The sequence below is a fragment of the Paraburkholderia hayleyella genome (assembly GCF_009455685.1).
In the GTDB taxonomy this organism is placed as follows: domain Bacteria; phylum Pseudomonadota; class Gammaproteobacteria; order Burkholderiales; family Burkholderiaceae; genus Paraburkholderia; species Paraburkholderia hayleyella.
This window is the reverse complement of the sequence record NZ_QPES01000001.1, coordinates 683,884-710,683: the sequence shown is the minus strand read 5'-3', so window position 1 is coordinate 710,683 and position 26,800 is coordinate 683,884. Positions and strand designations below refer to the sequence as shown.

Annotated in this window: 20 protein-coding genes and 1 pseudogene; 7 read left to right on the top strand and 14 right to left on the bottom strand. The window is 59.9% G+C overall.

The genetic code is table 11. The annotated features are described in order from the left end of the window. Positions 1 to 12 precede the first annotated feature (12 nt). From GH657_RS03295 to GH657_RS03270, 6 genes are all read right to left on the bottom strand, one after another. On the bottom strand, positions 13 to 657 hold the full coding sequence (locus GH657_RS03295) for a ubiquinone biosynthesis accessory factor UbiJ (RefSeq protein WP_153099359.1): 645 nt from the start codon (positions 655 to 657) through the stop codon (positions 13 to 15). A 110-nt stretch (positions 658 to 767) separates the two neighbouring features. Further along, positions 768 to 1,784 carry a Tim44 domain-containing protein gene (locus GH657_RS03290; RefSeq protein ID WP_153099358.1) on the bottom strand — a complete coding sequence of 339 codons (1,017 nt, stop codon included), beginning with the start codon at positions 1,782 to 1,784 and terminating at the stop codon, positions 768 to 770. Between the two features lie 38 nt (positions 1,785 to 1,822). Continuing rightward, complete coding sequence (ubiE, locus tag GH657_RS03285) at positions 1,823 to 2,554, bottom strand: bifunctional demethylmenaquinone methyltransferase/2-methoxy-6-polyprenyl-1,4-benzoquinol methylase UbiE (protein ID WP_153099357.1); 732 nt, start codon at positions 2,552 to 2,554, stop codon at positions 1,823 to 1,825. 92 nt (positions 2,555 to 2,646) lie between these two features. After that, a complete protein-coding gene (locus GH657_RS03280) occupies positions 2,647 to 3,060 on the bottom strand; it encodes a gamma-butyrobetaine hydroxylase family protein (RefSeq protein ID WP_153101611.1) in 414 nt (137 codons plus the stop codon). A gap of 7 nt (positions 3,061 to 3,067) precedes the next feature. After that, positions 3,068 to 3,496 (bottom strand): HIT family protein, encoded by a 429-nt coding sequence (locus tag GH657_RS03275; protein WP_153099356.1) that lies wholly within the window; start codon positions 3,494 to 3,496, stop codon positions 3,068 to 3,070. A 40-nt stretch (positions 3,497 to 3,536) separates the two neighbouring features. Beyond that, a complete protein-coding gene (locus GH657_RS03270) occupies positions 3,537 to 7,592 on the bottom strand; it encodes a DUF3683 domain-containing protein (protein ID WP_153099355.1) in 4,056 nt (1,351 codons plus the stop codon). A gap of 76 nt (positions 7,593 to 7,668) precedes the next feature. Between GH657_RS03270 and GH657_RS03265 the strand changes: the two genes are divergently transcribed. From GH657_RS03265 to queF, 4 genes are all read left to right on the top strand, one after another. After that, complete coding sequence (locus GH657_RS03265) at positions 7,669 to 7,890, top strand: hypothetical protein (RefSeq protein ID WP_153099354.1); 222 nt, start codon at positions 7,669 to 7,671, stop codon at positions 7,888 to 7,890. 160 nt (positions 7,891 to 8,050) lie between these two features. Beyond that, the gene (gene ilvA / locus GH657_RS03260) at positions 8,051 to 9,574 is read left to right on the top strand and encodes a threonine ammonia-lyase, biosynthetic (RefSeq protein ID WP_153099353.1); all 1,524 of its coding nucleotides are present in this window, start codon (positions 8,051 to 8,053) and stop codon (positions 9,572 to 9,574) included. Positions 9,575 to 9,645: 71 nt separating this feature from the next. Further along, positions 9,646 to 10,545, top strand: a complete 900-nt coding sequence (locus tag GH657_RS03255) for a 5'-nucleotidase (protein ID WP_153099352.1) — start codon at positions 9,646 to 9,648, stop codon at positions 10,543 to 10,545. 11 nt (positions 10,546 to 10,556) lie between these two features. Beyond that, positions 10,557 to 11,393: an NADPH-dependent 7-cyano-7-deazaguanine reductase QueF gene (gene queF / locus GH657_RS03250; protein WP_153099351.1), complete on the top strand. Its 837-nt coding sequence runs from the start codon at positions 10,557 to 10,559 to the stop codon at positions 11,391 to 11,393. Positions 11,394 to 11,544: 151 nt separating this feature from the next. On the opposite strand, the gene GH657_RS03245 is transcribed toward queF, so the two are convergent. Next, complete coding sequence (locus tag GH657_RS03245; protein WP_153099350.1) at positions 11,545 to 11,925, bottom strand: RidA family protein; 381 nt, start codon at positions 11,923 to 11,925, stop codon at positions 11,545 to 11,547. Between the two features lie 110 nt (positions 11,926 to 12,035). Further along, positions 12,036 to 13,514, bottom strand: coding sequence for an N-acyl-D-amino-acid deacylase family protein (locus GH657_RS03240; RefSeq protein WP_153099349.1), 1,479 nt, complete (start codon positions 13,512 to 13,514; stop codon positions 12,036 to 12,038). Between the two features lie 76 nt (positions 13,515 to 13,590). On the opposite strand from GH657_RS03240, the gene GH657_RS03235 reads away from it, so the two are divergent. Then, positions 13,591 to 14,868: an amino acid deaminase gene (locus tag GH657_RS03235; protein WP_153099348.1), complete on the top strand. Its 1,278-nt coding sequence runs from the start codon at positions 13,591 to 13,593 to the stop codon at positions 14,866 to 14,868. Here GH657_RS03235 and GH657_RS03230 read toward each other — a convergent pair. Together GH657_RS03230 and GH657_RS03225 are read right to left on the bottom strand one after the other, a co-directional pair. After that, on the bottom strand, positions 14,865 to 15,365 hold the full coding sequence (locus tag GH657_RS03230) for a MarR family winged helix-turn-helix transcriptional regulator (protein ID WP_153099347.1): 501 nt from the start codon (positions 15,363 to 15,365) through the stop codon (positions 14,865 to 14,867). The two genes, GH657_RS03235 and GH657_RS03230, sit on opposite strands and share 4 nt — an antisense overlap. Positions 15,366 to 15,405: 40 nt before the next feature. Then, positions 15,406 to 17,001, bottom strand: coding sequence for an MDR family MFS transporter (locus GH657_RS03225; RefSeq protein WP_153099346.1), 1,596 nt, complete (start codon positions 16,999 to 17,001; stop codon positions 15,406 to 15,408). Positions 17,002 to 17,148: 147 nt separating this feature from the next. Here GH657_RS03225 and GH657_RS03220 point away from each other — a divergent pair, with 147 nt between their 5' ends. Continuing rightward, positions 17,149 to 17,991, top strand: a complete 843-nt coding sequence (locus GH657_RS03220) for an EcsC family protein (RefSeq protein ID WP_153099345.1) — start codon at positions 17,149 to 17,151, stop codon at positions 17,989 to 17,991. Here GH657_RS03220 and GH657_RS03215 read toward each other — a convergent pair. The 3 genes and pseudogenes from GH657_RS03215 to GH657_RS03205 all read right to left on the bottom strand — a co-directional run bounded on the left by GH657_RS03215 (position 17,988) and on the right by GH657_RS03205 (position 20,775). Continuing rightward, positions 17,988 to 18,919 (bottom strand): annotated as a pseudogene (locus GH657_RS03215) (alpha/beta hydrolase). The gene GH657_RS03220 and the pseudogene GH657_RS03215 sit on opposite strands and share 4 nt — an antisense overlap. A 95-nt stretch (positions 18,920 to 19,014) precedes the next feature. Next, on the bottom strand, positions 19,015 to 19,449 hold the full coding sequence (locus GH657_RS03210) for a CHRD domain-containing protein (protein WP_153099344.1): 435 nt from the start codon (positions 19,447 to 19,449) through the stop codon (positions 19,015 to 19,017). Positions 19,450 to 19,617: 168 nt separating this feature from the next. Next, positions 19,618 to 20,775, bottom strand: coding sequence for a porin (locus GH657_RS03205; protein WP_153099343.1), 1,158 nt, complete (start codon positions 20,773 to 20,775; stop codon positions 19,618 to 19,620). A 488-nt stretch (positions 20,776 to 21,263) separates the two neighbouring features. Between GH657_RS03205 and GH657_RS03200 the strand changes: the two genes are divergently transcribed. Beyond that, the gene (locus GH657_RS03200; RefSeq protein ID WP_246173984.1) at positions 21,264 to 22,229 is read left to right on the top strand and encodes a LysR family transcriptional regulator; all 966 of its coding nucleotides are present in this window, start codon (positions 21,264 to 21,266) and stop codon (positions 22,227 to 22,229) included. Between the two features lie 80 nt (positions 22,230 to 22,309). On the opposite strand, the gene GH657_RS03195 is transcribed toward GH657_RS03200, so the two are convergent. After that, positions 22,310 to 26,773, bottom strand: coding sequence for an ATP-binding protein (locus GH657_RS03195; protein WP_174769964.1), 4,464 nt, complete (start codon positions 26,771 to 26,773; stop codon positions 22,310 to 22,312). Between the last annotated feature and the right edge of the window lie 27 nt (positions 26,774 to 26,800).

The following is a 26,800-nucleotide window of genomic DNA, read 5'->3' as shown; positions in this document are numbered from 1 at the left end:
GGAGCCCAGGGACTAGCGGGTGCGGCGCAATGCGGCGGAAGGGTGTGACGCAGAGGCCTGGCGGGCTTCCAGCACCCGCTCCAGACGTTCGATGCGTTTGTCGGCGCGCGAGAGTGTGTCACGAACCTGCGCGAGCTCGGCATTAAAGGTATCGAGCGCGGCACGGCCCACGAGTTGCGGATTTTCTTCAAGCAGATATTCGGTGACGGTTTCAAGCAGGTTGCGCCCGGCCTGACGCGCACGCCGGTCAACCGAACGCGCCAGCGTGGCGATGCGCCATGCGGGCCCATCACCCAGCACACGGGCCAGATCTTCTTCCGGCTCCCAGCGCAAATGCTCAGCCAGATGAGCGATCACCGTGGCGAACTCCGCATCGCCTTCGATCTTCACATGCTTCATGGCCGCCGCCTGGCCGCCCTGGAGCAGCACCGGCAGCGCCTCAGCCGGCAACGCGATCGTGACGTCCACTTGCTGCGCCTCGTCTTGCGTGACCGTGCTCAGATAGCCTTGCGGCTGCACCAGCAAAAACAGTTCGATACGGCCGCCGACTAGCCGGGCAGTCTTGCCCGCATAGGGCGCAAGACGCTCACGGGCCCATGATTCACGGGCGAGCAGATGATTGACAACAGCGGCAAAGGGTTTGGCGGCGAGGGTCATGAGATGGCATGAAAAAACCCGCGCGAACAAATGCCCGCGCGGGTTTCTATTGTAACGTCCGTTTAGTGTCAGTTCCGCTACACCCAACGGCTTATATACAAAACAGATGCCTAGTGGGTGGTAACTTGCTGAATGCCCGCAAGCAGCCAACCTTCGCCAGGACGGGTCGATTTCGACAGGTTCCAGATCTCGGTGAAAGGCTCTGCCGCAGCATGGGCGGATTCACGGATCAGGCCCGAAAAGCGCACGCTGGCAAAGTACTCGCTGCCACGATCTTCAACGCCCAGCAGGTCGGCATTGAGCTGCACGACATCGGTCTGGTTCGGCTGCGCGCCACGTGAATCAAGATCGACTTTCACTTCAGCAAACATCTCGGGCGTTGTGAATTCGCGGATATCGTCCATGTTGCCGGCATCCCACGCCGCCTGCAGACGAACGAAATAAACCTTCGCATTGCGCACAAACGCTTCGGTATCGAAACCCGCCGGAACCGACGGGCCGGCATCGGTTTCCTGCATTGCCGGCACATTGCCTTGCGAGCCACCGAAATATGAATCGGACGACGCCGTATCGCGTAACGCCTGGTTGTAACCCGTGCCGCCTGAACCTGCACCGGTATTGAACAGGGAACCGGAACCGGAACCCGAGCCCGCATAAGCCGGCGTGTTTGTCTGACGCTTGCGATTCATGAATTTACGGATAAGCCAGATACCCACCATCGCAAGCAGTGCAATCACGATGAAATTGGCCATCGCGCCCGCGAAGGCTTCGCCGAGACCAAAATGCGAGAGCAAGGCCGCGATGCCGAGGCCCGCCGCCAGACCGGCGATCGGCCCAAGCCAGCGGGAGCGGTTAGGCGCGGCAGCGGCCGCACCCGGTGCCGTCTGGGCGCGTTGCGCCTGGGCGGACTGTGCCGACTGGGATTGCGAAGGCTGGGCGGGCGGTGGCGACTGGCGCTGCATGGTGGACTGCCGTCCCATGCTGCGACTGCCGCCCATGCGCCTTGCTTCAGCGTCCAGCGAAGCCAGCGTACCCATGGTAATCAGACCCACCATCGCAACCAGTCCAATTCTTCTAGCCCACGAACCCCGTCTTTTTGTAGAAGATAACGCACGCGAATCAGACATTTTAAGTTTTCCTCATAAGCAACGATGAAGCGGGAACGCTAGTATTTGGTCCCGACGTGCAACGCTACCACACCTGCTGACAAATTGTAATATTTGACAGCATCGAGCCCGGCCGTCTCCATCATTTTTTTCAGGGTGTCCTGATCTGGATGCATCCGGATAGATTCCGCCAGATAACGATAGCTTTCAGCATCCTTGGCAAAGCGGTCGCCAAGCCACGGCAAAACCTTGAACGAATACACGTCGTAAGCCTTTTTAAGCGGCTGCCATACTTTCGAAAATTCGAGCACCAGCAGGCGTCCGGCAGGCTTGAGTACGCGCCGCATTTCCGCCAGCGCAGCTTCCTTGTGGGTCATGTTGCGCAAGCCAAACGCCACCGTCACCACGTCGAAGTAATTGTCCGGAAAAGGGATTTGTTCCGCGTCGCACAGCAACGCCGGCGTGACGATGCCTTTATCGAGCAGGCGGTCGCGGCCAACACGCAGCATGGATTCATTGATGTCGGTGAGCCAGACCTCGCCAGTCGGCCCCGCCTTGCGAGCAAAGGCTTTCGACAGGTCGCCCGTGCCGCCCGCGATATCGAGCACCCTGAAGCCGGGCCGCACATTCGCCTGTGCAATCGTGAACGCCTTCCACGCCCGGTGCAGCCCGCCCGACATCAGGTCATTCATCAGGTCGTAGTTGGAGGCGACAGAATGAAACACGTCCGCGACTTTCTTCGCTTTTTCCTGCTCGTCAACGGTCTGGAAACCGAAGTGGGTTTTACTCATCGCGCTGAATCCTTTAGCGAGTTCGGGGAGATACGCCGCATGGGTGGCGGCTTTCAGGCCGAATCGTATCAGCCTGTCAGGATGTGCCAGGTTTAGTGACAATGCCCGGAGGCGGGGCGCGCGGCGGCCATCGGTGCATCACGCTCGATGCCTGCTGCGTCCAGGCGGGCCAGATAATCACGCCAGTGCTGCTCCTGGCGGCTCGCCAGATCGTAGAGCAAATCCCACGAATACAAACCCGTGGAATGGCCATCCGAGAAAAAAGGCTGCAACGCGTAATTGCCTACGCCCTCAATAGCGGTAATCGTGACGTCGCGCTTGCCCGTTTGCAGCACCTCCTGCCCCGGGCCATGGCCACGCACCTCCGCCGAGGGCGAATAAACCCGGAGCAACTCGAACGGAACGCGAAATGTCACGTCATTGAGATATTGCAACTCAAGCACACGCGACTTCGCATGGACAATCACGCCTGTCGGCACGGGGGTATCGGGAGTCAGTCCGCTCATCATCACCTCAGGCAAGGGCTTGTTCGACTTCGTGGCGCACCGCGTCACGCAGGAGCGTGGCCTGGGCGCGGCGCGATGCCAGCAAGACTTCCGAAACCGTGCGCTGGCGCGGCGCCCAGATGGGCAACGGAAAATGAGCATCGTTGGAATAACGTGGGATCACGTGCCAGTGCACATGCGGCACCTGATTGCCAAGGCTGGCCAGGTTCACCTTGAGGGGCTGCAAAATACGCCGCATCGCACATTCGACCGCGACCACCACGCGCATCACACGCTCGCGGTCAGTGGCCGCCATCTCGGAGAACTCAGCCACATGAGCGCTCCAGATCACGCGGCACAAACCCGGATACTCGGGCTCGCCAGCCAGCACAACGCGCAGTGTCTCGTCCTGCCACAGCACCTCGCCACCGTCTTCACGGCACAGTACACAATCCATCGTTATCCCCAGACGCAAACGTCAAACGTATATCGCGCCATTAGACCAGCACGCGCTCGATTCCGCCATTATTCGCCCGCCGGACATAATCGGCCATCCAGTCCTCGCCCAGCACATGACGTGCCATTTCGACCACGATGTAGTCCGCCTTGGTATTCGCGTCTTCGTTGTAGCGCGAGAGCCCCTGCAGGCAAGACGGACAACTCGTCAGGATCTTGACGCCAGGTTCAGCGCCAGGCGCGAGTGCCGCAGCCGGTGCAGTAGCGATAGAGGCGCCGGTCTGCGCCACCACGGGAATACTGCGTAGTTTTGCCGCACCCTTGCGGATTTCCTCTTCCTTGCGGAACCGCACCTGAGTCGAAATATCCGGCCGCGTCACCGCCAGCGTGCCGGACTCGCCGCAACAACGATCGTTTTTGGCAATCCGGTAGCCGTCGTGTTCTTCCGCACCCATCAACTGGTTCACCAGTGTCACCGGGTCCATCGTCTTGATCGGCGTGTGGCAAGGGTCGTGATACATGTAACGCATGCCGCTCACGCCCTCGAGGCGAATGCCTTTTTCCAGCAAAAACTCGTGAATGTCGATAATCCGGCAGCCGGGGAAAATCTTGTCGAATTCATAGCCCGCGAGCTGGTCGTAGCAAGTGCCGCACGACACCACCACCGTCTTGATATCGAGGTAATTCAGCGTATTGGCTACGCGGTGAAACAGCACCCGGTTGTCCGTCACGATCTTCTCGGCTTTATCGTACTGGCCCGAACCGCGTTGCGGATAGCCACAGCACAGATAGCCCGGCGGCAGCACCGTTTGCACGCCCGCTTCCCAGAGCATGGCCTGCGTCGCCAGCCCCACCTGGGAGAACAACCGCTCCGAGCCGCAACCCGGGAAATAAAACACCGCTTCGGAATCCGCATGCGTCGTTTGCGGGTTACGGATGATCGGCACGATTTTGTTGTCTTCGATATCGAGCAGCGCACGCGCGGTTTTTTTCGGCAAATTGCCGGGCATCTTCTTGTTCATGAAGTGAATGACCTGCTCCACCACCGGTGGTTTGCCTGTCGTGGCGGGCGGGTGCGCGGTCTGCTTCTTCGTGAAGCGCTTCAGCAGGTCGTTGCCGAGGCGCTGCGCCTTGTAGCCCACGCCCATCATCGCGGCACGCGCGATATTGATGGTTTGCGGACTGGTTGCATTGAGAAAGAACATGCCCGCCGCATTGCCCGCGTTGAACTTCTTTTTGCCCATCTTGCGCAGCAGGTTGCGCATGTTCATCGTCACGTCACCAAAATCGATCTTCACCGGACACGGCGTCAAACATTTGTGGCACACCGTGCAGTGATCGGCGACATCGTTGAACTCGTCCCAGTGCTTGAGCGACACGCCCCGGCGCGTCTGCTCTTCGTACAAAAACGCTTCGACCAGCAGCGACGTCGCCAGAATCTTGTTGCGCGGGCTGTACAGCAGGTTCGCGCGTGGCACGTGGGTCGCGCAGACCGGTTTGCATTTGCCGCAGCGCAGGCAGTCTTTGATGGAATCGGCAATCGCACCGATATCCGACTGCTGCATGATCAGCGATTCATAGCCCATCAGCCCAAAGCTCGGCGTGTACGCATTGCGCAGGTCAGCGCCCGCCAGCAACTTGCCCGCGTTGAAACGCCCATGAGGATCGACACGCTGCTTGTACGCCCGGAATTCGCCGATTTCGGCATCGGTCAGGAATTCGAGCTTGGTGATGCCGATGCCATGTTCGCCGGAGATCACCCCATCGAGCGAGCGTGCCAGCTTCATGATGCGCGCCACGGCCTGGTGGGCGTCTTGCAGCATCTCGTAATTATCGGAATTGACCGGCAAGTTGGTATGCACGTTGCCATCGCCCGCGTGCATGTGCAGCGCGACAAAAACACGGCCACGCAGCACCTGCTTGTGGATCGCCTGAGCCTCGTCAAGGATCGGCTTGAATTCGCCGCCATTGAAAATTTGCCGCAACTCAGCACGAATTTCATGCTTCCACGACACCCGCACGGTACGGTCCTGAGCCACATGGAACACGGTGACACCCGGTTGCATGTCCACCCGGTCGGCAAACTTTTCCGCCAGCGGCGCGTAGCCCAACTGCACCATATAGTGCTGCGCCTCGCGCAGCGGCATATCGAGCCGCTCAAGCACGAACGCCCAGCGCGCGCGTACCTGTTTGAGCAAATCGAGCGCCTGCTGCACGCGGTCTTCCAGCAGCTCCGCGCTGGGGATTTCACTGGCGTCATCGCTCTTGCCCAGCGGCAGCTTGCCCGCGCGGAAGAACGCCGCGAGCGCATCCACCAGTTGCAGCTTGTTCTTGATCGAGAGCTCGATATTGATGCGCTCGATGCCATCGGTGTACTCGCCCATGCGGTTGAGCGGGATCACGACGTCTTCGTTGATCTTGAAGGCATTGGTGTGTTTGGCGATGGCTGCCGTGCGGCTGCGGTCCAGCCAGAAGCGCTTGCGCGCTTCGGCGCTGACCGCGACGAAGCCCTCGCCGCTCTTGCCGTTGGCCATGCGCACGACTTCCGAGGTGGCCATGGCGACCGCATCGGCATCGTCGCCGACGATGTCGCCAATCAGCACCATCTTCGGAAACGCATTGCGCTTCGATTTGGTCGCATAGCCCACGGCGCGCAAATAACGTTCGTCGAGATGCTCCAGCCCCGCGAGAATCGCGCCGCCCTGCTTCGACGTTTCGAACAGAAAATCCTTGATTTCGACGATGCTCGGAATCGCTTCGCGTGCCTGGCCGAAAAATTCGAGGCAAACCGTGCGCGTATGCGCGGGCATCTTGTGCAGCACCCAGCGCGCCGAGGTAATCAGGCCATCGCAGCCTTCCTTTTGCACGCCCGGCAGCCCCGCGAGGAACTTGTCGGTGACGTCCTTGCCCAGCCCTTCCTTGCGAAAACGCCGCCCCTCGATATCGAGCGCCTCGCTGCGCAACAGCTTTTCACCCGGCGCATAAGCGCCATCGAACCATTTCAGCTCGAAGCGCGCCAGCTCGATATCGTGAATCTTGCCAAGGTTGTGCTCGAGCCGGGTGACTTCGAGCCAGTTGCCTTCTGGATCGACCATGCGCCACCACGCGAGGTTATCGAGCGCCGTGCCCCATAACACGGCTTTCTTGCCGCCCGCGTTCATCGCTACATTGCCGCCGATGCACGACGCGTCCAGCGAAGTCGGATCAACCGCGAAGACGTAGCCCGCTTGCTCAGCGGCTTCGGTCACGCGGCGCGTGACCACCCCCGCACCGGAAAAAATGGTCGCCACCTGGCGCGCCACGCCTGGCAAGTGGGTCAGCTCGACAGCGCCCAGTTGCTCCAGCTTTTCGGTATTGATCACCGCCGAAAATGGCGTGAGCGGCACCGCGCCGCCGGTGTAACCCGTGCCACCGCCACGCGGAATCACCGTCAAACCCAGTGCGAAGCAGGCTTTGACGAGGCCCGCGATCTCGGCTTCGGTATCGGGGGTCAACACGACGAAGGGGTATTCGACACGCCAGTCGGTCGCATCGGTGACATGCGACACGCGCGAGAGGCCGTCAAAACGAATGTTGTCTTTTTGCGTGCAGCGGCCCAGCGTTTTGGTGGCGCGGCGGCGCAGCTCACCCATCTGGCTGAACTCGCTGGCGAACGCGTCAACCGCGCGGCGCGCGGCGGCGACCAGGATTTCGACCCGCGCGGCACGCCCGACGCCCGCTTCGTCGCCATGCTCGATCAGATCGGCGCGGCGGCGCTTTTCGATCTCGCCGAGACGGTGATTCAGCGCTTCGACCAGCAAGCCACGGCGCTTGGGGTTATCGAGCAAGTCGTCTTGCAGGTAAGGATTGCGGCGCACAACCCAGATATCGCCCAGCACTTCGTACAGCATCCGGGCCGAGCGTCCCGTGCGGCGTTCGGCACGCAGCTCGGCCAGCGCCTGCCAGGCGTCGTCGCCGAGCAGCCGGATGACGATCTCACGGTCGGAAAACGAGGTGTAGTTGTAGGGAATTTCACGCAGGCGAGGCTCAGGGTCTGCCGCGATTGCAGCAGCAGCGACGGTAGCCGCGCGCGGGTCGAAAACTTGAGGTGCGTTCATGTGCGGACAACTCGGTGAGTCAGCAACGCGGCTCAGACAGCGTGAGAGAGCGGGCTGACGATGCGCGTGGAGCGCAATGCTGAAAATTTCTGGTCAGGCCGCGCGGCAGAGGGACAGAACACATCGGCCGCGCTGGGCCTTGGGCTATTTTGCGGTGATTCGCGGTTATTCCGCGGTATTCAGTGAGCGCTACACGATCGGGCTTGCCAGGCGAGCCAACGCGCTGCGGGGCAGGCGTCATGCGAAGCAGACATTAACGGAAGAGGGCAAAGCGACCGGCGCATCTGACGATCCTTGATCGAAACCGGAATTCTACCGCAGGATCTTCTGCCACGTAGCCGCCCGCCAGAGCGGTGCGCCTTGTCCCCGAGGCGCCAGGGCGCATGCGGTTTAACACTCGTTTGGCGCTATCATGGGCGCCTTCCTTGTCTCTTCCAGGCGCGCCGCGCCCCCCTCGCATGCCTTCCCACGACTACCTGAAGAAAATTCTCACGGCACGCGTCTACGATGTCGCGCGCGAGACCGAACTCGAACCCGCTCACAATCTGTCCGCCCGGCTAGGCAACCCGATCTTCCTCAAGCGGGAAGACAACCAGCCGGTGTTCTCGTTCAAGGTTCGGGGCGCCTACAACAAGATGGCGCATTTGCCCGCCAGCGCGCTGGCGCGCGGCGTGATTACCGCCTCGGCGGGCAATCACGCCCAGGGCGTGGCGCTGTCGGCGGCACGCCTGGGGGTCAAGGCAGTCATCGTCGTACCCGTCACCACGCCGCAACTCAAAGTCGACGCAGTACGTGCACATGGCGGCCCGACCGTCGAAGTCGTGCAGCACGGCGAGTCCTACAGCGATGCCTATGCGCATGCCCTCGAATTGCAGGAAGCCGAGGGGCTGACCTTCGTTCATCCGTTCGATGATCCTTACGTCATCGCAGGCCAGGGCACCGTCGCCATGGAAATCCTGCGCCAGCACCAGGGGCCAGTGCATGCAATCTTCGTCCCCATTGGCGGCGGCGGGCTGGCAGCGGGCGTAGCCGCTTATGTCAAGGCCGTGCGTCCGGAGATCAAGGTGATCGGGGTGCAAACCGAAGATTCCTGCGCCATGGCGCAATCGCTCAAGGCCGGGCAACGCGTGACCTTGCCCGAAGTCGGCCTGTTCTCGGATGGCACGGCAGTCAAGCTCGTGGGCGAGGAAACCTTCCGCCTGTGCCAGGCCTATCTCGATGAAGTGCTGACGGTCGATACCGATGCACTATGCGCCGCGATCAAGGATGTCTTTCAGGACACTCGCAGCGTGCTGGAGCCGGCTGGCGCACTCGCCGTGGCGGGGGCCAAGCTCTATGCCGGGCGTAGCAGGATCCAGCAGCAAACGCTGATCGCGGTAACCTCCGGCGCGAACATGAATTTCGACCGGATGCGCTTCGTCGCCGAGCGCGCGGAGGTCGGCGAGGCACGCGAAGCCATCTTCGCCGTCACCATTCCCGAAGAACGTGGCAGCTTCCGGCGTTTTTGCGAACTGATCGGCACGCGCAGCGTGACCGAATTCAACTACCGCATTGCGGATGCACAGGCGGCCCATCTGTTCGTTGGCGTGCAGATCAAAAACCGCGACGAATCCGCGCAAATCGCGCAAACCTTTGAAGCGCACCACTTCGCCACGGTCGATCTGACGGGCGATGAGCTCTCCAAGCAGCACATCCGTTATATGGTGGGTGGCCGCTCGCCGCTGGCGCACGACGAACGCCTGTTTCGCTTCGAGTTCCCCGAGCGGCCAGGCGCACTGATGATGTTTCTCTCGTCGATGGCGCCTCACTGGAATATCAGCCTGTTCCATTACCGCAACCAGGGCGCCGATTACAGCTCGATTCTCGTTGGCATGCAGGTGCCTGGCGCCGATCACGAAGCTTTTGAGCGCTTCATCGCCTCGCTGGGCTACCCGTGCTGGGAAGAAACCGCCAATCCGGTCTATCGCCTGTTCCTGGCATGACAGTGGCAGTGGCGGTGACAACAGCAACTGCATCGCTAAAAGTAAAAGCGTAAAAGCCGGAGCCCAATGACATGGCGTTTTCGCTGGATGACAAACTGGTGGTGGCGATCTCGTCACGGGCGCTGTTCGATTTCGAAGAAGAAAACCGCGTCTACGAAGAAGGCGACCTGCACGCCTATGAACAGCTGCAGCGCACGCGGCTCGCCGTGCCGGCCCCGCCCGGCGTGGCGTTCCCACTGATCCGCAAGCTGCTGGCACTGAATACGGTCCACCATCGGGTCGAAGTCGTGATCCTCTCGCGCAGCGATCCCATCAGCGGGCTGCGTGCGTTCAGTTCGTGCCGCGAGCATGGGCTGGCGATCGAGCGTGGCGTCTTCACCCGGGGACGGGCGCCCTTCGGCTATCTGAAGCCGCTCAACGCCGCCCTGTTTTTGTCCGCCAACCAGGACGACGTGCGCGATGCCCTCGCCGCGGGGTTTCCCGCTGCGCGCGTGCTGCCCGAATCGGCGCGCATGGCCAGCACCTATCCCCATGAAATCCGGATTGCTTTCGATGGCGATGCCGTGCTGTTTTCCGATGAGGCCGAACGCATTTTTCAGCAGGAGGGCTTGCCTGCGTTCATCGGCAACGAAACCAGCAAGAAGGCGCTGCCACTGGCCGATGGTCCGCTCAAGCCGCTGCTCGAAGCGCTGCACCAGCTGCAAAAACTCGCGGATGACGCCGCGCCGATGCACATCCGCACCGCGCTCGTGACCGCCCGCTCAGCGCCTGCGCATGAACGCGCGATTCGCACCCTGATGGCCTGGAACATCGAAATCGACGAAGCGATGTTTCTGGGTGGGCTCGACAAAAGCGCGTTTTTGCGCGAGTTCGAACCCGATTTTTTCTTCGACGACCAAATTCGCCATTGCGAATCAGCCCGCACGGTCACACCGACCGGGCACGTTCCTAACGGCATCGTGAACGGATAAAACCGATAACCATGACACTCGACCACTCTCCACTGGGCAAAACAGCCACCTATACCGAACGCTACGATGCCTCGCTGCTGTTTCCCCTCGCCCGCCAGCCTGCGCGTGAAGCGCTCGGTATCAACGCTGACGCGGGTGTGCCGCTGCCGTTTTTCGGCACTGATATCTGGAACGCGTATGAACTCTCGTGGCTCAACAGCCGCGGCAAACCGCAAATTGCGCTGGCAACCTTTTATGTGAGCGCCGATTCGCCGTTTATCGTCGAATCGAAATCGTTCAAGCTGTATCTCGGATCGTTCGCGCAAACGGTATGCGACTCGGCAGAGGCCCTGCGCGACATACTCCGGCGCGATATCTCGGCGGTTTGTGGCGCCAGCGTTTCCGTGCAGTTAACGCTGGCGGCGGATTTCGCCCGGTTGCGCCTCGAAGAACTGGAAGGCTTGTCGCTGGACCGGCTCGATCTCGATACCGATGTGTACCAACCCGAACCGTCCCTGCTGAGCGCGGCGCTAACCGAAGCGCCTGTCGCAGAAACGCTGTATTCCAACTTGCTGAAATCGAACTGCCCAGTCACCGGTCAACCCGACTGGGGCAGCGTGCAGATTCACTATGCGGGCCCGCAGATCGACCATGCCGGGCTGCTGCGCTACCTCATTTCGTATCGCCAGCACACGGGGTTTCATGAGCAATGCGTCGAGCGCATTTTTATCGACATCCTGCGTATGTGCCAGCCCGTCAAACTCGCGGTCTATGCGCGCTATACGCGACGCGGCGGGCTGGATATCAATCCGTTTCGTACGAACTTCAACCTGCCGCTGCCTGACAACCTGCGCACCGCGCGTCAGTAAGGCACCGGCTCAGCCGGTCGGTCAGTTACCCCGAAACCGCAAACGGCGCGGGCCGCGCTGCCATTCAGCCGCACGGCCCGCACCGTTATCGCGTCTTGCCTTGGACGCCCGGGTGCTCTCGGATGTTGTGCGCCCAATCCAGCGCCACGCTTCAAGGTTTCTTGTACGCCACGCAATCCACTTCAACCTTGCAGTCGATCACCATACTGGACACGACGCACGCGCGCGCGGGCGGATGCTCGCCAAAGTATTCACGGAAGACCTTGTTGAACGAGGCGAAATCACGCGGATCATCCAGCCAGACCCCGCAACGCACCACGTGCTCGGGGCCGTAACCCGCCTCTTGCAGAATCGTAAAGACGTTTTGCAACGTCTTGTGCGACTGCTCGACGATACCGCCGGCAATCACTTCGCCGTTTTCCATCGGCGTCTGGCCCGAGACAAACAGCCAGCCATCCGCTTCAACGGCCCGGGCAAACGGCATATGCTGGCCACCTGTGCCCTTGCCCCCTTCTACGCCATAACGTTTCATCGCTGCTCTCTCCTTGTGCTCAGGCATCGCTCCGGCTGCAACCCGATGCAGCCCAGGCGAATGCTGAATCGCTGAATTGCTGAATCGCTGAATCACTCAATCGTTGAATTTCAGAAGACCTCCACTGCACTCGCGGCTCGCGCACCTCGCGCGATGAAATGCCCCGCACGTTCGCTGCCGGGCTGGCCATCACGATACGACAGCACGCCATTCACCCAGACCGCGTCAATGCCCGCCGCGCTTTGCTCTGGCGCGTCGAATGTCGCAACATCACGCACCCGCGCCTGGTCGAACAACACCAGATCGGCGTGATAGCCCACCCGCACCTCGCCGCGCTGCGCCAGGCCAAAGCGCCGCGCGGACAAACCCGTCATCTTGCGCACCGCGTCCTGGAGCGACAACAGACCTTCGTCGCGGGCGTAGTGGCCCAGCACCCGGGGAAACGCCCCCCACAGACGTGGATGCGGCAGCGGATCGTGCGGCAGGCCATCGGAGCCGATCATCGTTGCCGGATGCGCCAGAATACGCCGCACGTCATCTTCCGCCATGTTGTGATACACCGCGCCCGCGGGCTGCAAGCGCTGCGCAGCTTCAAGTTGCGAGGTCTGCCAGTGCGCGGCGATCTCGCCCAGCAGCTTGCCCGCCATCCCGGGATGCGGCTGGCTCCACGTAATCGTGATGTCGATATCGCCCGTGACCTGCTTCAGATCCAGCGTCGACGAACTGCGGCTATAGGGATAGCAGTCGCAGCCCACCGGCTGCAAACGCCGCGCCTGCTCAAGCGAAGCGAGGATCTCCGTGCCGCGCCCCCAGTTGGCGGGCCCCGCGCATTTCAGATGCGAGATCACCACCGGCACGCGCGCTTGCTGCCCCACCTGGTACGCCTCTTCCATCGCCTCGAGAATCGCGTCGAACTCCGTGCGCAAATGCGTGGTGTAAATCGCACCCGCCGCCGCCAGCAACTGCGCCAGCGCAACGATTTCTGCTACCGGCGCGGCGCAAGCCGAGCCATACGCCAACCCCGAACTCAAACCGAGCGCGCCCTGTGCCAGCGCTTCTTCAAGTTGCGCGCTCATGCGCGCCAGTTCGGCTGGACTCGCCGCACGCCCCAGCTGCGCCATCTGGTTGCTGCGCAACGCCGTATGGCCGACTAGCGCCGCCACATTGACCGCGGGTCGCGCGGCATTCACTGCGGCGACATACGCCGCGAACGTCGGATAGCAAAACGCCTCGCGTGAGCCGAGCAAATTCATAGGGTCGGGTGGCGCGCCGGATAGCGTGACGGGTGCCGCGCTAATGCCGCAATTGCCGACGATCACCGTGGTCACGCCTTGCGTCAGCTTGGGCAGCATCTGCGGCGAGTGGATCACCGCCGTGTCGTCATGCGTATGCACGTCGATGAAACCCGGCGCCAAGGCCCGGCCGTTGGCCTCGACGATTTCTTCGGCCAGCCAGTTCGTCAGGTTGCCAATCGCTACGATCTTGCCCGCGCGCAAGGCGATATCGCGTTCTACCGGGGGGACACCCGTACCGTCATACAACTGTGCGCCGACGATCAACGTATCGGCCGCTTCAGGGTGTGAATGCATGGCTGGTCTCCTGGCCGTTTCGGTAACATGCTCCCGGTCAACGCTGACGCGACTCAACCGGACGAGGGAGCATGACATGAAAGTGACGAATTATCAGGGCGCGGTCATTGATCCTTACAGCAAGGGTCTGGGGCTCGTGCCTGGCAACCGGATTCAGCTGACGGATGCTGCACGGCTCGACTGGAACCTGCTGCGCGAGGACGTCAGCCTGCCTGCGGCGGTGCTCTACGCGGATCGTATCGAACACAACTTGCGCTGGATGCAGGCTTTCGTCGCGCAATACGGTGTCAAGCTCGCACCGCACGGCAAGACGACGATGGCGCCACAGCTTTTTCGACGTCAGATCGACGGTGGCGCCTGGGGCATCACGCTGGCCACCGCGCATCAGGTGCGCGCGGCCTATCACGGCGGCGTTGCACGGGTGCTGATGGCGAACCAGCTAGTAGGGCGGCGCAACATGGCGCTCATCGCCGAATTACTGAGTGACGCCGATTTCGAATTTTTCTGTCTGGTGGATTCGGTGGACGGCGTAGTACAGCTCGGCGAATTTTTCGGTGCGCTGCACAAGCCGTTGCAGGTGCTGCTCGAACTGGGCGTGCCCGGCGGGCGCAATGGCGTGCGTGACGAGGTGCAACGCGATGCGGTGCTCGCGGCGCTCGCCCGCTATCCCGAGACCTTGCGGCTGGCCGGCGTCGAACTGTATGAGGGTGTGTTGCAAGAAGAAAGCGAGATCCGGACCTTCTTGCGCCGCGCCGTGGCCACCACGCGTCAGCTTGCTGCGGCGGGCCGTTTCGCCCGGACCCCGGCACTGCTCAGTGGCGCGGGTTCGGCGTGGTACGACATCGTCGCCGAGGAGTTCGCCCAAGCCTCGCAGACGGGTGACATCGAAGTCGTGTTACGGCCTGGCTGTTATCTGACGCACGACGTGGGTATTTATCGCAAGGCGCAAAGCGATATTTTCGCGCGCAACCCCATAGCCAGGAAAATGGGCGAAGGGCTGCTGCCCGCGCTGCATTTATGGGCGTATGTGCAATCCATTCCTGAAGCCGGGCGGGCGATCGTCGCGCTGGGCAAGCGCGATGCGGCGTTTGATGCGGGCTTGCCTCAGCCCGCGCGCCACTATCGTCCAGGAGACGCCGCCCCCCGCGAGATCGCGGCCAGCGAAGGCTGGAAACTCACCGGAATGATGGACCAGCATGCCTATTTGCAAATCGCGCCGGGTGCGGATCTGAAAATCGGCGATATGCTGGCGTTCGACATTTCTCACCCGTGCCTGACCTTCGATAAATGGCGCCAGTTACTGCTGGTCGATGCGTCGTATCAGGTTACCGAAGTCATCGAAACATTCTTTTAAACGTGGGTGCCTGAGGCCGCGTCAACCGGCATGGCGGACACAACGGGCCCACTCGCCCGGGCGGCGCTTGAGACTTCGCCCATGCGCACCTCAAGCCACTTCATGATGTCCGCTACCCGCGCCAGATCAGCGTCCTGCAAGCCGGCCATCGTGTCATGCAAAAACGCGTTGCGTTGCGGCAGGCTGGTTTGAACCGCTTCGTGGCCAGCAGCCGTAAGCGTCACATTGGTGATGCGGTTATCGCGCGCATCCATGCTGCGCGCGATCCAGCCCAACGTTTCGAGTGCTTTCAGTTGCCGCGTCAGCGCGCCGGGATCGACGTGCAGCAGTTCAATCAAACGCTTTTGCGATGCCGACGCCTCCGGCTGCCCATACAGCGAGCGCAAAATTCTCCAGCGTGGCAACGGATGCCCCACCCGTGCTTCGAACGCTGACATAAACGCCCGATAAGTCCGGCCAAACTGCTGTACGAAAACGACACGATCTTGCTCTTCCATAGAATTCCCATGATGCGATGCAAGGTGAATTAAGCCGCAACTAATCAGCGGCGATGGGCGGCTCGATCTGCCGCTTCAATGTAATACGCGGCACCCGACGGCTTTGCCAGATCGAGATGACGGCGATCAATGCAGCCAGCCCTAACCCCAGATGAATGGCGGCAACCAGCGATTCACGGGCACTTTCCAGCAAGAGCCTGCCGTTGTGGCCCGCGTGGACCAGTTGCTCGAGCAGCGGCACTTGCGCTTCACCGTTGATCAGGATCTGCGGATCGCGCAGATTAGCGAACCAGTGCATGGCCTGGTCCCGCTCCAGCGCGTCTCGCACACCGCTTGCGTACATATGACTGATGAGCGTACCGGTCAACGCCGTACCCATCATCCCGCCGATCATGCGCAACGATTGCAGCAACGCGGTGGCGATACCCAGATGCGCACGCTCCGACACTTGCTGCGCGAAGATCGTCAGATTGGGCAGCACGAAGCCCAAGCCGAGACCGGCAAGCACCATGAGCGCCAGCAGCAGCCACGAAGGCATCGCGCGCGTCACCACGGCCATGCCTGCGCAGGCCAGCGCCACCAGCACAAAACCGATGTAGAGCATCCGGTTCGGATCGCGTATGCGCGAGATGATTTGTCCGTTGGCGATACTGCCCACCGTGATGCACAGCACGCACGGCGTGATAATCAGCCCCGCTTCGCGCGGCGACATGCCAAAGCCGCCCTGGAACAGCAAGGGCGCGTAAAACAGCAGCGAGAACAGCGTGAAGCCGCTGAGAAGCGACAGCATAAACAGCCCGGCCAGATTGCCGCTGCGCAGCATGTCGAGCGGCAAAATCGCCTGCGGGCAACGCTTCTCCCACGTCCAAAGCGTGTAGCCCGCGGCTACCCCCACAACTAGCAGAGTCATCACGCCAAAGGTGAAGCCGTGCATCGGCAACCATTCGACGAAGAGCTGCAGGCACCCCAGCGTGACGGCAATCAATAAAGCACCAGGCCAGTCCAGGCGCATTTTTTCGGTGTGAGCAATCTGGCGTAAATGCGGCAGATAACGCCAAACGAAAAACAACGACAGCAGCCCCACAGGCAAATTGACGTAAAACACCGAACGCCAGCCGTAGTACTGCGTGAGAATGCCGCCCAACGAAGGCCCCACCGCATTGGCGATACCGAACGCCGAACTCATCATCACCTGCCAGCGCAAGCGCACCACGGAATCAGGAAAAAGATCGGGAATACAGGCAAACGCCGTCCCCACCAGCATGCCGCCGCCGATGCCCTGCAAACCTCGGGCGAACACAAGGAACAGCATATTGTCGGCCATGCCGCACAACACCGACGCGGCGGTAAACACAATGATCGACGCAATGACAAACGGCTTGCGTCCGTAGTAGTCCCCCAAACGGCCGAAAATCGGCACGGTAATCACGGAGGTCAGCAAATAGAAGGTGCCCACCCATGCATACAGGTCGAACCCTTTGAGTTCCGCGACAATCGTGGGCAGCGCAGTGCCTACAACCGTTTGATCGAGCGCGACCAGCATGGTGACAAACGAGATGCCCAGCATGGCGAGCAACGACTCGCGGAAAGGCAGGACTTGCTCACGCGAGTGGTGAGCGGCAGTATGGACAGCCATTTATTGATACAACAATAGTTGATTAGTCAAAAGATTGTGAATCATATCATGGCGGCACACGCTAAACTGGCCGCCTTGCCATACGTTTCACCTGACTTTTTCGCCTCCAATCCGTATTCGTCAGCGTCCAAGGAAACCAGGAAATTTATGCTGTCCTCCCCCCCTGCTGCATCCGCGCTTTCAGACGACGATCTGATCCTGTTACGGCAAGCCCGACACGAGCTTGAAAGCCCCGCGCTGGCGATGAAGCTGGCGAGCATCGTCGGAGCGCCGCTCGAAAAGCTCATTGCCCGGATGCCCACGATCGCTCATGAAAAAGTCACGGATGCAACCCAGATCGCCTTGCGCAAATGTCTGCAAATCGCGTTACGCACACTCGGGCGCGGCAACGACGCGATGCCGCAAAACGTGCCCGAACGGCCGCGTAATTTGCTGCACAAGTTTGCCGTGGCCACCACCGGTGCAGCAGGCGGGGCCTTCGGCCTGTTCGCCCTGCCTGTCGAGTTACCTGTCACCACTACGCTGATGTTTCGTTCGATTTGTGATGTAGCGCGCAGCGAGGGAGAAAACCTGAACGACATCGACACCCAGTTGCAATGTCTCGCCGTGCTAGGCATGGGTGGCACCTCGAAAGCCGACGACGATGCCGACTTCGGCTACTTCATCATGCGCGGCGCATTGGCCCAAGCCGTATCGAAAGCCTCCACCGAAGTCGCCGCCAAAGGGTTCACCACGCACGGTTCTGCAGCGCTTTTGCGATTGCTGCAAACCATCGCCGCACGTTTTTCCACGCAAGTCAGCGAGCAGGTCGCGGCCAAATCCATTCCCGCACTGGGTGCCGTGCTAGGTGCGATGGTCAATACGGTTTTTATCGATCACTTTCAACAGGTCGCGCATGGCCACTTCACCGTGCGGCGGCTGGAGCGCCAATACGGTAGCGCAACCGTCGAAGCCGCTTACCAGGCGTTGGGCGTTTCACCCGGGCACTAAGCGCGCTTGCCGCTTGTGACCTTGAGTACGAACGCGGCAGCCTGATCGAGCGCCTGGCTGCTTTCTGGCAGAAAGGGCTCGAGAATCGGCCAGACATCCGGCATGTTCGGCCAGATCTTCAGCTCGGCGGAAACGCCCGCAGCACGAGCCTTATCGGCTACACGCCGGGAATCGTCGAGCAGGACTTCCGTGCTGCCCACCAGCAGAAAAAGCGGCGGCAAACCCTGCAAGGATGCATAAAGAGGCGAGGCATAAGGATGGGTCGCAGGCGTGTCGCCAAGATAAAACCCTGCTGCACGGCCTATGGCTGGGCCACTCATCATCGGATCGACCCCGTCATTAGCGCGGATTGATTCGCCGGTGGCCGCCAGATCGGTCCATGGCGAAAACAGCAGCCCGCCCGCGGGCAAACGCTCGCCTGCGTCACGCAACGCCACGAGTAGCGCCAGCGCGAGGCCCCCCCGGCTGAATCGCCCGCGACAACAATTGACTCAGGCGCCGTGCCCTCGCTCAGCAGTTGTCGATAGGCGGCAAGCGCATCATCGAGCGCTGCCGGAAAACGATGTTCTGGCGCAAGCCGGTAATCGAGCGAGAAGGTACGAGCACGAGTGCGTTTGGCCAAACCAAAAACCAAGGCGCGGTGAGTGCGTGGCGAGCAAAAGAAATAGCCGCCGCCATGCAGATAAAGGATTGTGCCGCCGGCAGGAGAACCTGCTGCATCGGTAGCGGGCTCAAGCCATTCACCGCGTAAAAGCCCGCCATCGGCCGCATAGTGCTCTGCAAGACGCCAGCCAGATGGCACGCGCGGCAACCATAGGCGCCGGGATGCCAAGGCGCGTATGTGCTCCACATCGAAATGCGGCGCACGTGTTCGGGGATAAAACCACTTGCGTAAAATCCAGCAGGCAAGCCCACTTTGCCAACTCATGATTGCCTCCCCTGCCCCGCCCACCAAGTAGTCGTGCACGCTACGTGAGGATGCAGATAATGCAAGCCGCACGGCACATCAAGACTGGATGCTATTTAATTAGCGGGCAATACCTGACCGCGAATCTCGCCGCCCGGATTGGTTGCGGTATGAATATTGAAGTACCACTGGCCCGCCATCAGATCGGTTGACTGCTGCTCGGTCAGGATTGCCGAACCGTTGATCGGACTAGCCAGCGCGGATTTCTCGACAGACACCTGAATTTTCGCATTTTGACCTACCGGCGCAGGGCCATGAAAATGAGCCCCCGTGACAGCTCCGGATAAGCCTGCATAAGTCGCTGTCCACTTGAGCGCCCGGCTCGAGGTGTCGAATGTCGCATTCAGCACGCCGTGTCCATGACTGACACGCGGCGGTACTTCACTGGATGGCTCAAGTTGAGCCTTTAGCGAGACCGTATCGGCAAGCGCCATGCCCGATGCCAGCGCCCAGACTGCAACGGCAAGATTCAGTTTTCGGATTACCTTCATATTTCCCTCTGTTTTTCCGCCAGCAAACCCATGGACATGGTTCGCGCGAAATCTCGTCATACTAGTGCAAATCCACGCCTATCGTGCGGCGCCGAAACCTCAGCAAAATTCCACGCCAGCAAACAAAAAAGCACCGCAAGCGGTGCTTTTTTGCTGAGACAGTAATGCTTAGAAGCGGTGACGGATACCCGTCGTGACCACCACCTGGGTACGCGATGACGAAGGTGCATCAGTACCAAACACCTGGGTCGAAATACCGTTAGTCGCGTTGCCCTTCGCACCTACGTGAGCGATGCCTTCAGCGTAGATATCCGTGCGCTTGGACAGTGCGTAGTCAGCTTGCAGACCGAACTGATTCCAGTGACCTGAGCCGTTTGACACCGCAGGTGTCTTTTGCAGGGCTTGCGTGTACGTGTATGCCGCACCGAGCGCCAATGCAGGCGTCAGGTTGTAACGAGCGTTGACTTCAAAGTTGTTGAAGCGGAACGATGCATCACCCAGCACGAACTGGAAGCGGCTTTGCGTAAACACTGCGCCAACCGTTGCCGGGCCAAATGCGTAGTTACCACCCACGCCCCAAGTACGTTGCGTTGAAGCAAACAACGGCGTCGTGGAATTACCGAAGTTAATCACGCCATCCTGGGTCGCACCAGTCGAATTACGATCGGCACCTTGTGTCTGCAGGTATGCAGCAGCCAACTTCAGGCCAGCGATCTGGTAACCCATACCCGCGCTGTATGCACGGTTGCTAGCAAAGCCACCGGCCTGGTTCGAGAAGCCATACAGGCCGCTGAACGAGAAGCCAGCGTAGTTAACGCTCTGGAACTTGACCGAGTTGTTCATGCGCAGGGAGTTGTCCGCATTATCGTTATCGAACGGATGTGCGAAGAATGTACCGCCCCAGCTGCCAGTTGCTGTCAGTGGGCCGAGGTAATCAACCACGGAGTCGTACTGGCGACCCAGCGTAAGCGTACCGTAGGGGCTCGACACACCGGCGAACGCCTGGCGGCTGAACATGCCACCGTTCTGGGTGGCCTTGCCGTTGCCCATGCTGAAACCGCTTTCCAACGTGAAGATTGCCTTCAGGCCACCGCCCAAATCTTCTGCACCGCGCAAACCCCAGCGGCTACCCTGAATGCCACCACTCGTCAAACCATAGACCGGGCCATGCAGGGAAGACCCTGGTGCAACAACACCGCGCTTAACTTCGTTGTTCACGTAGGCGAAACCGGCATCGATAATACCGTATAGCGTCACACTGCTTTGCGCATGTGCCGCACTCGCGAAGGTCGCGGAAATCGCCGCGAGAATCAAAGTTTTTTTCATGCTAGTCCTCGATATCTTACTGAGAGAGTCGGGTGACTCGATTTTAATTGCACAGCGTGACTGCAAGCCGAAGCGCATGTTTCTCTACGCCGTCATCCTTGAAACCGGAGACCTGCTTGGTCTGCGGGAACGAAGCGAAGTTTAGGGGGGGCACTTTCATCACGGCCATGACAACATGAGAAAAACACTTTTTAAATTATTGAAAAATTTTGCAATTTCGATGCTTAACCATTGATATAAAAGGATGAGTCTTTATCTCATTTTTATCCCTAATTACCTTATCCAATTAAAGCGTTGCCACACAACCACACAACTACCGCCACTCATCATCAGGCTATTTAAGATCATTCTCATTCCAATACATTTTTTCCTTCTTTAACATAAGAACAGAATTACAACGTCGTGAAAAAATAGTTTGTTTCCCTCTCATTAAGTAGCCTTCCTATATTGATTAAACGTCTATTTTTATGATGAACCAGCTACAAGCCATGCGGATCTTCCTCAAGGTCGCCGAGAATGGTTCATTTGGCCGTGCCGCATTGAGCCTGGATCTATCCAACGCCGTTGTCACGCGTTACATCGCGCTACTCGAAACCCATCTCAATACACGGCTGGTCAACCGCAGCACGCGCAGCTTGTCATTGACCGAAGCGGGCGAAGCCTACGCTGAAGGTTGCAGGCAAGTCCTTGAGCAGATCGATGGGATCGAATCAAACATCACCCGCACCGCAACAGACCCAACAGGCACACTGAAACTTGTCGTCGTGGCCTCGTTCGCGCTGTTTGGCCTGACATCGCTCATACAGCGTTATCGGGCCAGCCATCCCAAAGTCAAACTGGCGGTAACGTTATTGCATCGTCCAGTCGACCTGATCGAAGAAGGCTTCGATGTTGGCATCGTCATGCCACAGCAAATCAGTAGCGGTACGTTAATCAAACGCCTGCTCCTCAAGGTTCGCTCTGTCGCCGTGGCATCGCCCACTTACATTGAAAAATGCGGGGCGCCACTCACACCAGCCGAACTTACCTCGCACACGTTCCTGACGCCCTCCACCGATATTCATAGTGCCATCTGGCGGTTTATTGGCCCCGACGGGCAAGAAGAAACGGTTTGTCCCGAGCCCACGTATTCCGTCAACAACGCAGTCATGCTGAGGCAGGCCGCGCTTGCGGATATGGGCGTCACCATCTTGCCGGAAAACCATGTCGCAGAAGACCTCGCGGCGGGTACGCTGATCGAGGTGCTAGCCAACTATCGAATCAAGGATTCCGACAAGGAACTGTCCCTGGTCTATCCCGGGCGCCGGCACGTCTCGGCAAAAACCCGGTCGTTTGTCGATTTCACTGTCGATTATTTTCGGAACAGTCTGCCCCTGCGTGGCGAGGCCTCAACTGGTCAGCCAGCGCACGCATTAAGCCATCCTGACGGATATGAGGGAGAAAAATCAGGTTAGGCCGGGCCACAAGCTCGCAGACACGCAGGCAAAATCCTTTGCGGCAAGCCAGGGCGCTCCACCCTATTGTTAAACAAGCGTTAAACAAGCAATGCAGCCTGCTCCTCGATCCCATCCAGCATCTCATTGCACTTCCTGACCAAGGCCAGCCCTTCGGCACGCAGCTCGTCCGGCCCTTTCGATGTAATCCCGGAACGGTATTTGTCCAGCACCCCTAGCAACGGCGGGTACTGCAACACGCTGACAGCACCTATGACGCGGTGATGCCATTCGCGCAGGCGGTTAATATCCACCTCAGCGTCTTCCAGTAACGGCGGCAGCGCCCGGACATCGTCGCGCATCGCTGAAACAAACGAATCCAGCAACGCCTTCACCGTTGACTCACTACCCCATAATTGCGCCATGTGCCGCAAATCAACCGGCACGAACGAATCATCCGGCGTATCGCGTTCTGCCGGTCCGTCAGGTTTTTTGCTCGCGCCCTCAAACTGGTTCACCGGCCCCACCTGACGCACGCCATCAATGCCAAACCAGCGGTTCAGATACTCGCGCAGCGTGACAAGCCGCGTCGGCTTAATCAGGCAATCGTCCATGCCCGCGCTGCGGCACAAACGTAAATCTTCAGGCGCGGTATTCGCTGTGATACCAAGAATCGGCAGATGATAAGCGCTACCCGCTTCCCGTTCTCTTACCTTTCGGGCCAGTTCATAGCCATTAACATTCGGCATGTGGCAATCGGTAATCAAAAAGCTGTAATGGGTGGTTTCCAGAGCGGCCAGTGCTTCAAGTCCGTCGTTCACGACATCACAGGCAAAACCTAGCAACGCCAGTTGATGACGAATGAGCTCCTGATTAACCGGGTGATCTTCCGCCACCAGAATGAGCCGGTTACTGGCGATCGCGCGGGCGCGATCCGGTGGAGGTGTTCCGATATCAGCGATGTCGGTGGTCCGCGTGGGCATGATGGCTAGCCCGGTCAATGCCGCCGCGCATGCAGCCCCCAAACCACGCCATGAAATCGGGTTAATGCTAAGACGAACGGTATCCTGGACGATACGATAACCCGTTGGCTTGGGTTTCTCGGTAACGTAAATCAGGCGAATGCCAGACTGCTGCACCGCGGGGAAATCCACGCCCTCACTCAGGAAGACCAGATCCAGTTGCTTAAGCTCACACGCATCAATCTGTGCCAGCGCCTCGCCAGGCACCACACAGCGCAACTTAAGGCCCAGCGCGTCACCATAATGCTGGAGCGCGCGGGCAATCCGGGCATCGTGCACGGCAATCAGCCCACGTTTGCCACGCAATCCGCCTGCGGTGTAATGCTGCGCTTCAATAGGCATCGCCAGCCGCAGCGTCATCCGGGTGCCGACACCCAGCGTACTCTCCAGCGTCAGCGTTCCTCCCATCAGATCAACCAGCTTGCGACAAATGGTGAGCCCCAGGCCGGTTCCGCCAAAACGGCGTGTAGTGGACGACTCGGCCTGAACAAACGGTTCGAACAGACGGACCTGCGCCTCCTGTTCAATGCCGATGCCGGTGTCTTCAACCACGATCACAACGGTTTGTTCATCTGCCGTTTGTCCATCCACCGAGACGCAAACGTCGACTTCACCCTTCAACGTAAATTTGATCGCATTGCCAAGCAGGTTGAACAAAACCTGCTTCAGACGCACGCTATCGCCACGCAGTGAGGCTGCGACTTCCGGCTCGACGTCGACGCGCACCTTCAGACCTTTTTCATGCGCCTGCCCAGCTAGCAAACCAACGGCGTTATCCACCAGTTCACGCATGTCGATGGTTTCGGCGTTCATCGTCAAACGGCCGGCTTCGATCTTCGAGTAATCAAGCAGATCGTCGAGAATCTGCAGCAAAGCGCCCGCCGAATCATGAATCATGCCCAGCATCTCGCCCTGGTCGGCGTTGAGTGGCGTACGCTCAAGCAGCTCAACCAGCCCCAACACGCCATTCATGGGCGTGCGTATTTCGTGGCTCATCATCGCCAGGAAGTCGTCCTTGGCGCGTGAAGCTGCTTCGGCAAGATCCCGGGCACGCTCCAGTTCGTCCGAACGGGCATGCTCGACACTCGCATCCACCCAGTAGCCGCTCCATACCATGCCGCCCGTTGCCTCACGTCGCGGGACCAGCTCGGCACGGCCCCAGCGTTGCCCGGTTGGCGTATCGAAGCGGAACTCAAGATGCACGGGTTTTTCAGAACGTGCCGAATGCCTCAGTGCAGACATGACCCGCGGCCGGTCTTCAGCACAGACACGACGCAAGTCGATTGTGTCATCGTGCATCAGCACACCCGTGCCGCCGCCCAGCAAATACTGGGCGTTGCCACCGATATAAGGAAATGAATACTTGCCGCCTGAATCGCGGCGCAGCTGGAAAACCACAGCGGGCAACGAACGCGTTACATCGAAAAGGCGGCGCTCCGTCTCACGGGCGCACATCTCGGCGCGGCGAATATCCGTGATGTCGATCATCGTACCCAGCACGCAGGAGGGCGCGCCATCAATGCCCTTGCAGAGCGCGGTCCAGAAAATGCCATGGCGAATATCGCCCATACGTCCGGTGAACTCCAGTTCAAGCTGGATGCGCTCCCCCGTTAGCAAGGTATCGCGTGTCATTTTCTCGAGATGCTCGCTATTGATCGCTCCCCAAGTCTGTCTCCCCTCGATGGTACGTCCCAGCAAATCTCCGCGTTGCAAGCCGGAAGCCTCTTCGTAAGCGCGATTGATGGCGATATACCGGCCTTCCAGATCTTTTGCCATGAGCGGGTACGGCACCATTTCCATCAAGGTTTGCTGGAAATTAAGCTGCACGGCCAGCGCCCGCTCGGTGCGTTTGCGCCGCCGCACTTCACGCTGCAGCAGCGTATAGGCACGCAATGTGACGAGCAGTGCGATACCAATTCCGATCAGCAGCGGCAATAGCCGCAATGCCGTGACGCTCCAGGTACCCTGCGGCTCAACGTGACCCGTCACCCAGTGCTGCCGGATAAGCTGCTTTTCGGCTGGCGGCATAGCTAACAACGCCCGGTCAATCAACGCTGCCAGCGGCGCAAAATCGGAGCGCACAGCGAAGGTAAGCGTGTCTGATTCGCCCACCGCGCCAAGAATTTTGAGTGTTCCCGAGTATTGCCGCTCGAGCATCAGATCGACCGCGGCCACATTTCCGACGAAAACATCCGCCTTCCCTTGCGCAACCATTTTGAGCGCCGCGTCAAGGCTGGGTGCCACCAAAAGATTCCTGGCGGGAATGTTTGTCGCCGCAGACCCGATCAAACCGGCAACATGCGCCGATACCACGATCTGGCGAGCAGCGAAGTCTCCAAGACTACGCGCAGCAGGTTCATCCATGCGGCCAACGATCACGAGCGGATAGCTCTCATACGCCCGTGTGTAGTACGCATTTTCCAGCCGGGGATCACCACGGGTCGCCGTCGCCAGCAATGCAAGATCGCCGCGGCGAAAAGCCGTGAGCGTTGCGGGCCAGTCCGCCATCGGCGCGCGGCGAAATTTGATACCAAGCGTGCGCTCCAGGTAATTCAGGTACTCGGCAGCGATGCCACTGGAATGCCCGGCTTCATCCAGGTAGCTAAATGGCGGCCAGTCAGCATCAAACCCCACTAACAAGGGCGGCAGCATACGCAACCAGCTTTGTTCTTCGGGACTCAGAGCCAAGCGCTTAACGGTGGAAACCGATCGGGTATCGAAGTCGCTGCCGAGCCAGCGCGACCGGATCATGGCCCCTTCGGTGGGTGGCATGGTGGCTAGCGCACGGTCTAGCTGATCGCGCAATGCCGCACCCGAGCGCGGCAGCGCAAATCGCAGTTCGTCGACCCGGCCGCGTTCTTCGAAAGCAACGCGCAACCTCGAGAACTGCAGATCGGCAAGGTAATACCGTGCCGACGGCGTAAAACCCATGTAAGCATCGGCCTTACCGCTCATCACGGCATTCAGTGCCGCTTCGGTATCGACGTATGTCTCAATCCGGGCACGGGGATAGCGCTCGCGCAAAAATCGTTCGAGTGCAAAATCCCGTTCAATGGCAAAACGGGCATTTTCCAGTTGGGCATGACCAGGCAGCGCACCACTGCGACTGCCATCCACCACCACGGAGGTGGATGCACGAAAATACGGCGCGGTAAAACTCAGGCAATGTTCCCGTTCAGGGGTACGGGCGACGCTCATCACGAGATCGACCTCACCCGCGCACACCGCAGCCAGCAGGCGCGTCATGTCGGGATACGTCTTGGGATTCAGGGCAACATCATGGCCGACGAGCGCCTGCAGATAATCAACGCTCATGCCCGTGAGCCGGCCATTTCTGACACCATCAAACGGTGCCCAGCCCTGCGTCAGCACGCCAACTGACAGTTGCGCCGGAAAAGCACTCACACTTCGCTGTGAAGGATTGGCTGAAACCGGCCCGGCCTGCACGGCGTGAGCCGTCATGAGAAGCACAAGTCCCGCCAGCCGCAGAGCCAGGCGACACCAGTCAAGAGCTAGCTCAGCAGTTTTACAGCAGCGTTTCATTGCGGACATACGACGGTTCTAGCGGCG

Coding starts and splice junctions, on each gene's coding strand:
- GH657_RS03295 (WP_153099359.1), bottom strand. CDS start 657: ATGACCCTCGCCGCCAAACCCTTTGCCGCTGTTGTCAATCATCTGCTC.
- GH657_RS03290 (WP_153099358.1), bottom strand. CDS start 1,784: ATGTCTGATTCGCGTGCGTTATCTTCTACAAAAAGACGGGGTTCGTGG.
- ubiE (WP_153099357.1), bottom strand. CDS start 2,554: ATGAGTAAAACCCACTTCGGTTTCCAGACCGTTGACGAGCAGGAAAAA.
- GH657_RS03280 (WP_153101611.1), bottom strand. CDS start 3,060: ATGAGCGGACTGACTCCCGATACCCCCGTGCCGACAGGCGTGATTGTC.
- GH657_RS03275 (WP_153099356.1), bottom strand. CDS start 3,496: ATGGATTGTGTACTGTGCCGTGAAGACGGTGGCGAGGTGCTGTGGCAG.
- GH657_RS03270 (WP_153099355.1), bottom strand. CDS start 7,592: ATGAACGCACCTCAAGTTTTCGACCCGCGCGCGGCTACCGTCGCTGCT.
- GH657_RS03265 (WP_153099354.1), top strand. CDS start 7,669: ATGCTGAAAATTTCTGGTCAGGCCGCGCGGCAGAGGGACAGAACACAT.
- ilvA (WP_153099353.1), top strand. CDS start 8,051: ATGCCTTCCCACGACTACCTGAAGAAAATTCTCACGGCACGCGTCTAC.
- GH657_RS03255 (WP_153099352.1), top strand. CDS start 9,646: ATGGCGTTTTCGCTGGATGACAAACTGGTGGTGGCGATCTCGTCACGG.
- queF (WP_153099351.1), top strand. CDS start 10,557: ATGACACTCGACCACTCTCCACTGGGCAAAACAGCCACCTATACCGAA.
- GH657_RS03245 (WP_153099350.1), bottom strand. CDS start 11,925: ATGAAACGTTATGGCGTAGAAGGGGGCAAGGGCACAGGTGGCCAGCAT.
- GH657_RS03240 (WP_153099349.1), bottom strand. CDS start 13,514: ATGCATTCACACCCTGAAGCGGCCGATACGTTGATCGTCGGCGCACAG.
- GH657_RS03235 (WP_153099348.1), top strand. CDS start 13,591: ATGAAAGTGACGAATTATCAGGGCGCGGTCATTGATCCTTACAGCAAG.
- GH657_RS03230 (WP_153099347.1), bottom strand. CDS start 15,365: ATGGAAGAGCAAGATCGTGTCGTTTTCGTACAGCAGTTTGGCCGGACT.
- GH657_RS03225 (WP_153099346.1), bottom strand. CDS start 17,001: ATGGCTGTCCATACTGCCGCTCACCACTCGCGTGAGCAAGTCCTGCCT.
- GH657_RS03220 (WP_153099345.1), top strand. CDS start 17,149: ATGCTGTCCTCCCCCCCTGCTGCATCCGCGCTTTCAGACGACGATCTG.
- GH657_RS03210 (WP_153099344.1), bottom strand. CDS start 19,449: ATGAAGGTAATCCGAAAACTGAATCTTGCCGTTGCAGTCTGGGCGCTG.
- GH657_RS03205 (WP_153099343.1), bottom strand. CDS start 20,775: ATGAAAAAAACTTTGATTCTCGCGGCGATTTCCGCGACCTTCGCGAGT.
- GH657_RS03200 (WP_246173984.1), top strand. CDS start 21,264: ATGCGGATCTTCCTCAAGGTCGCCGAGAATGGTTCATTTGGCCGTGCC.
- GH657_RS03195 (WP_174769964.1), bottom strand. CDS start 26,773: ATGAAACGCTGCTGTAAAACTGCTGAGCTAGCTCTTGACTGGTGTCGC.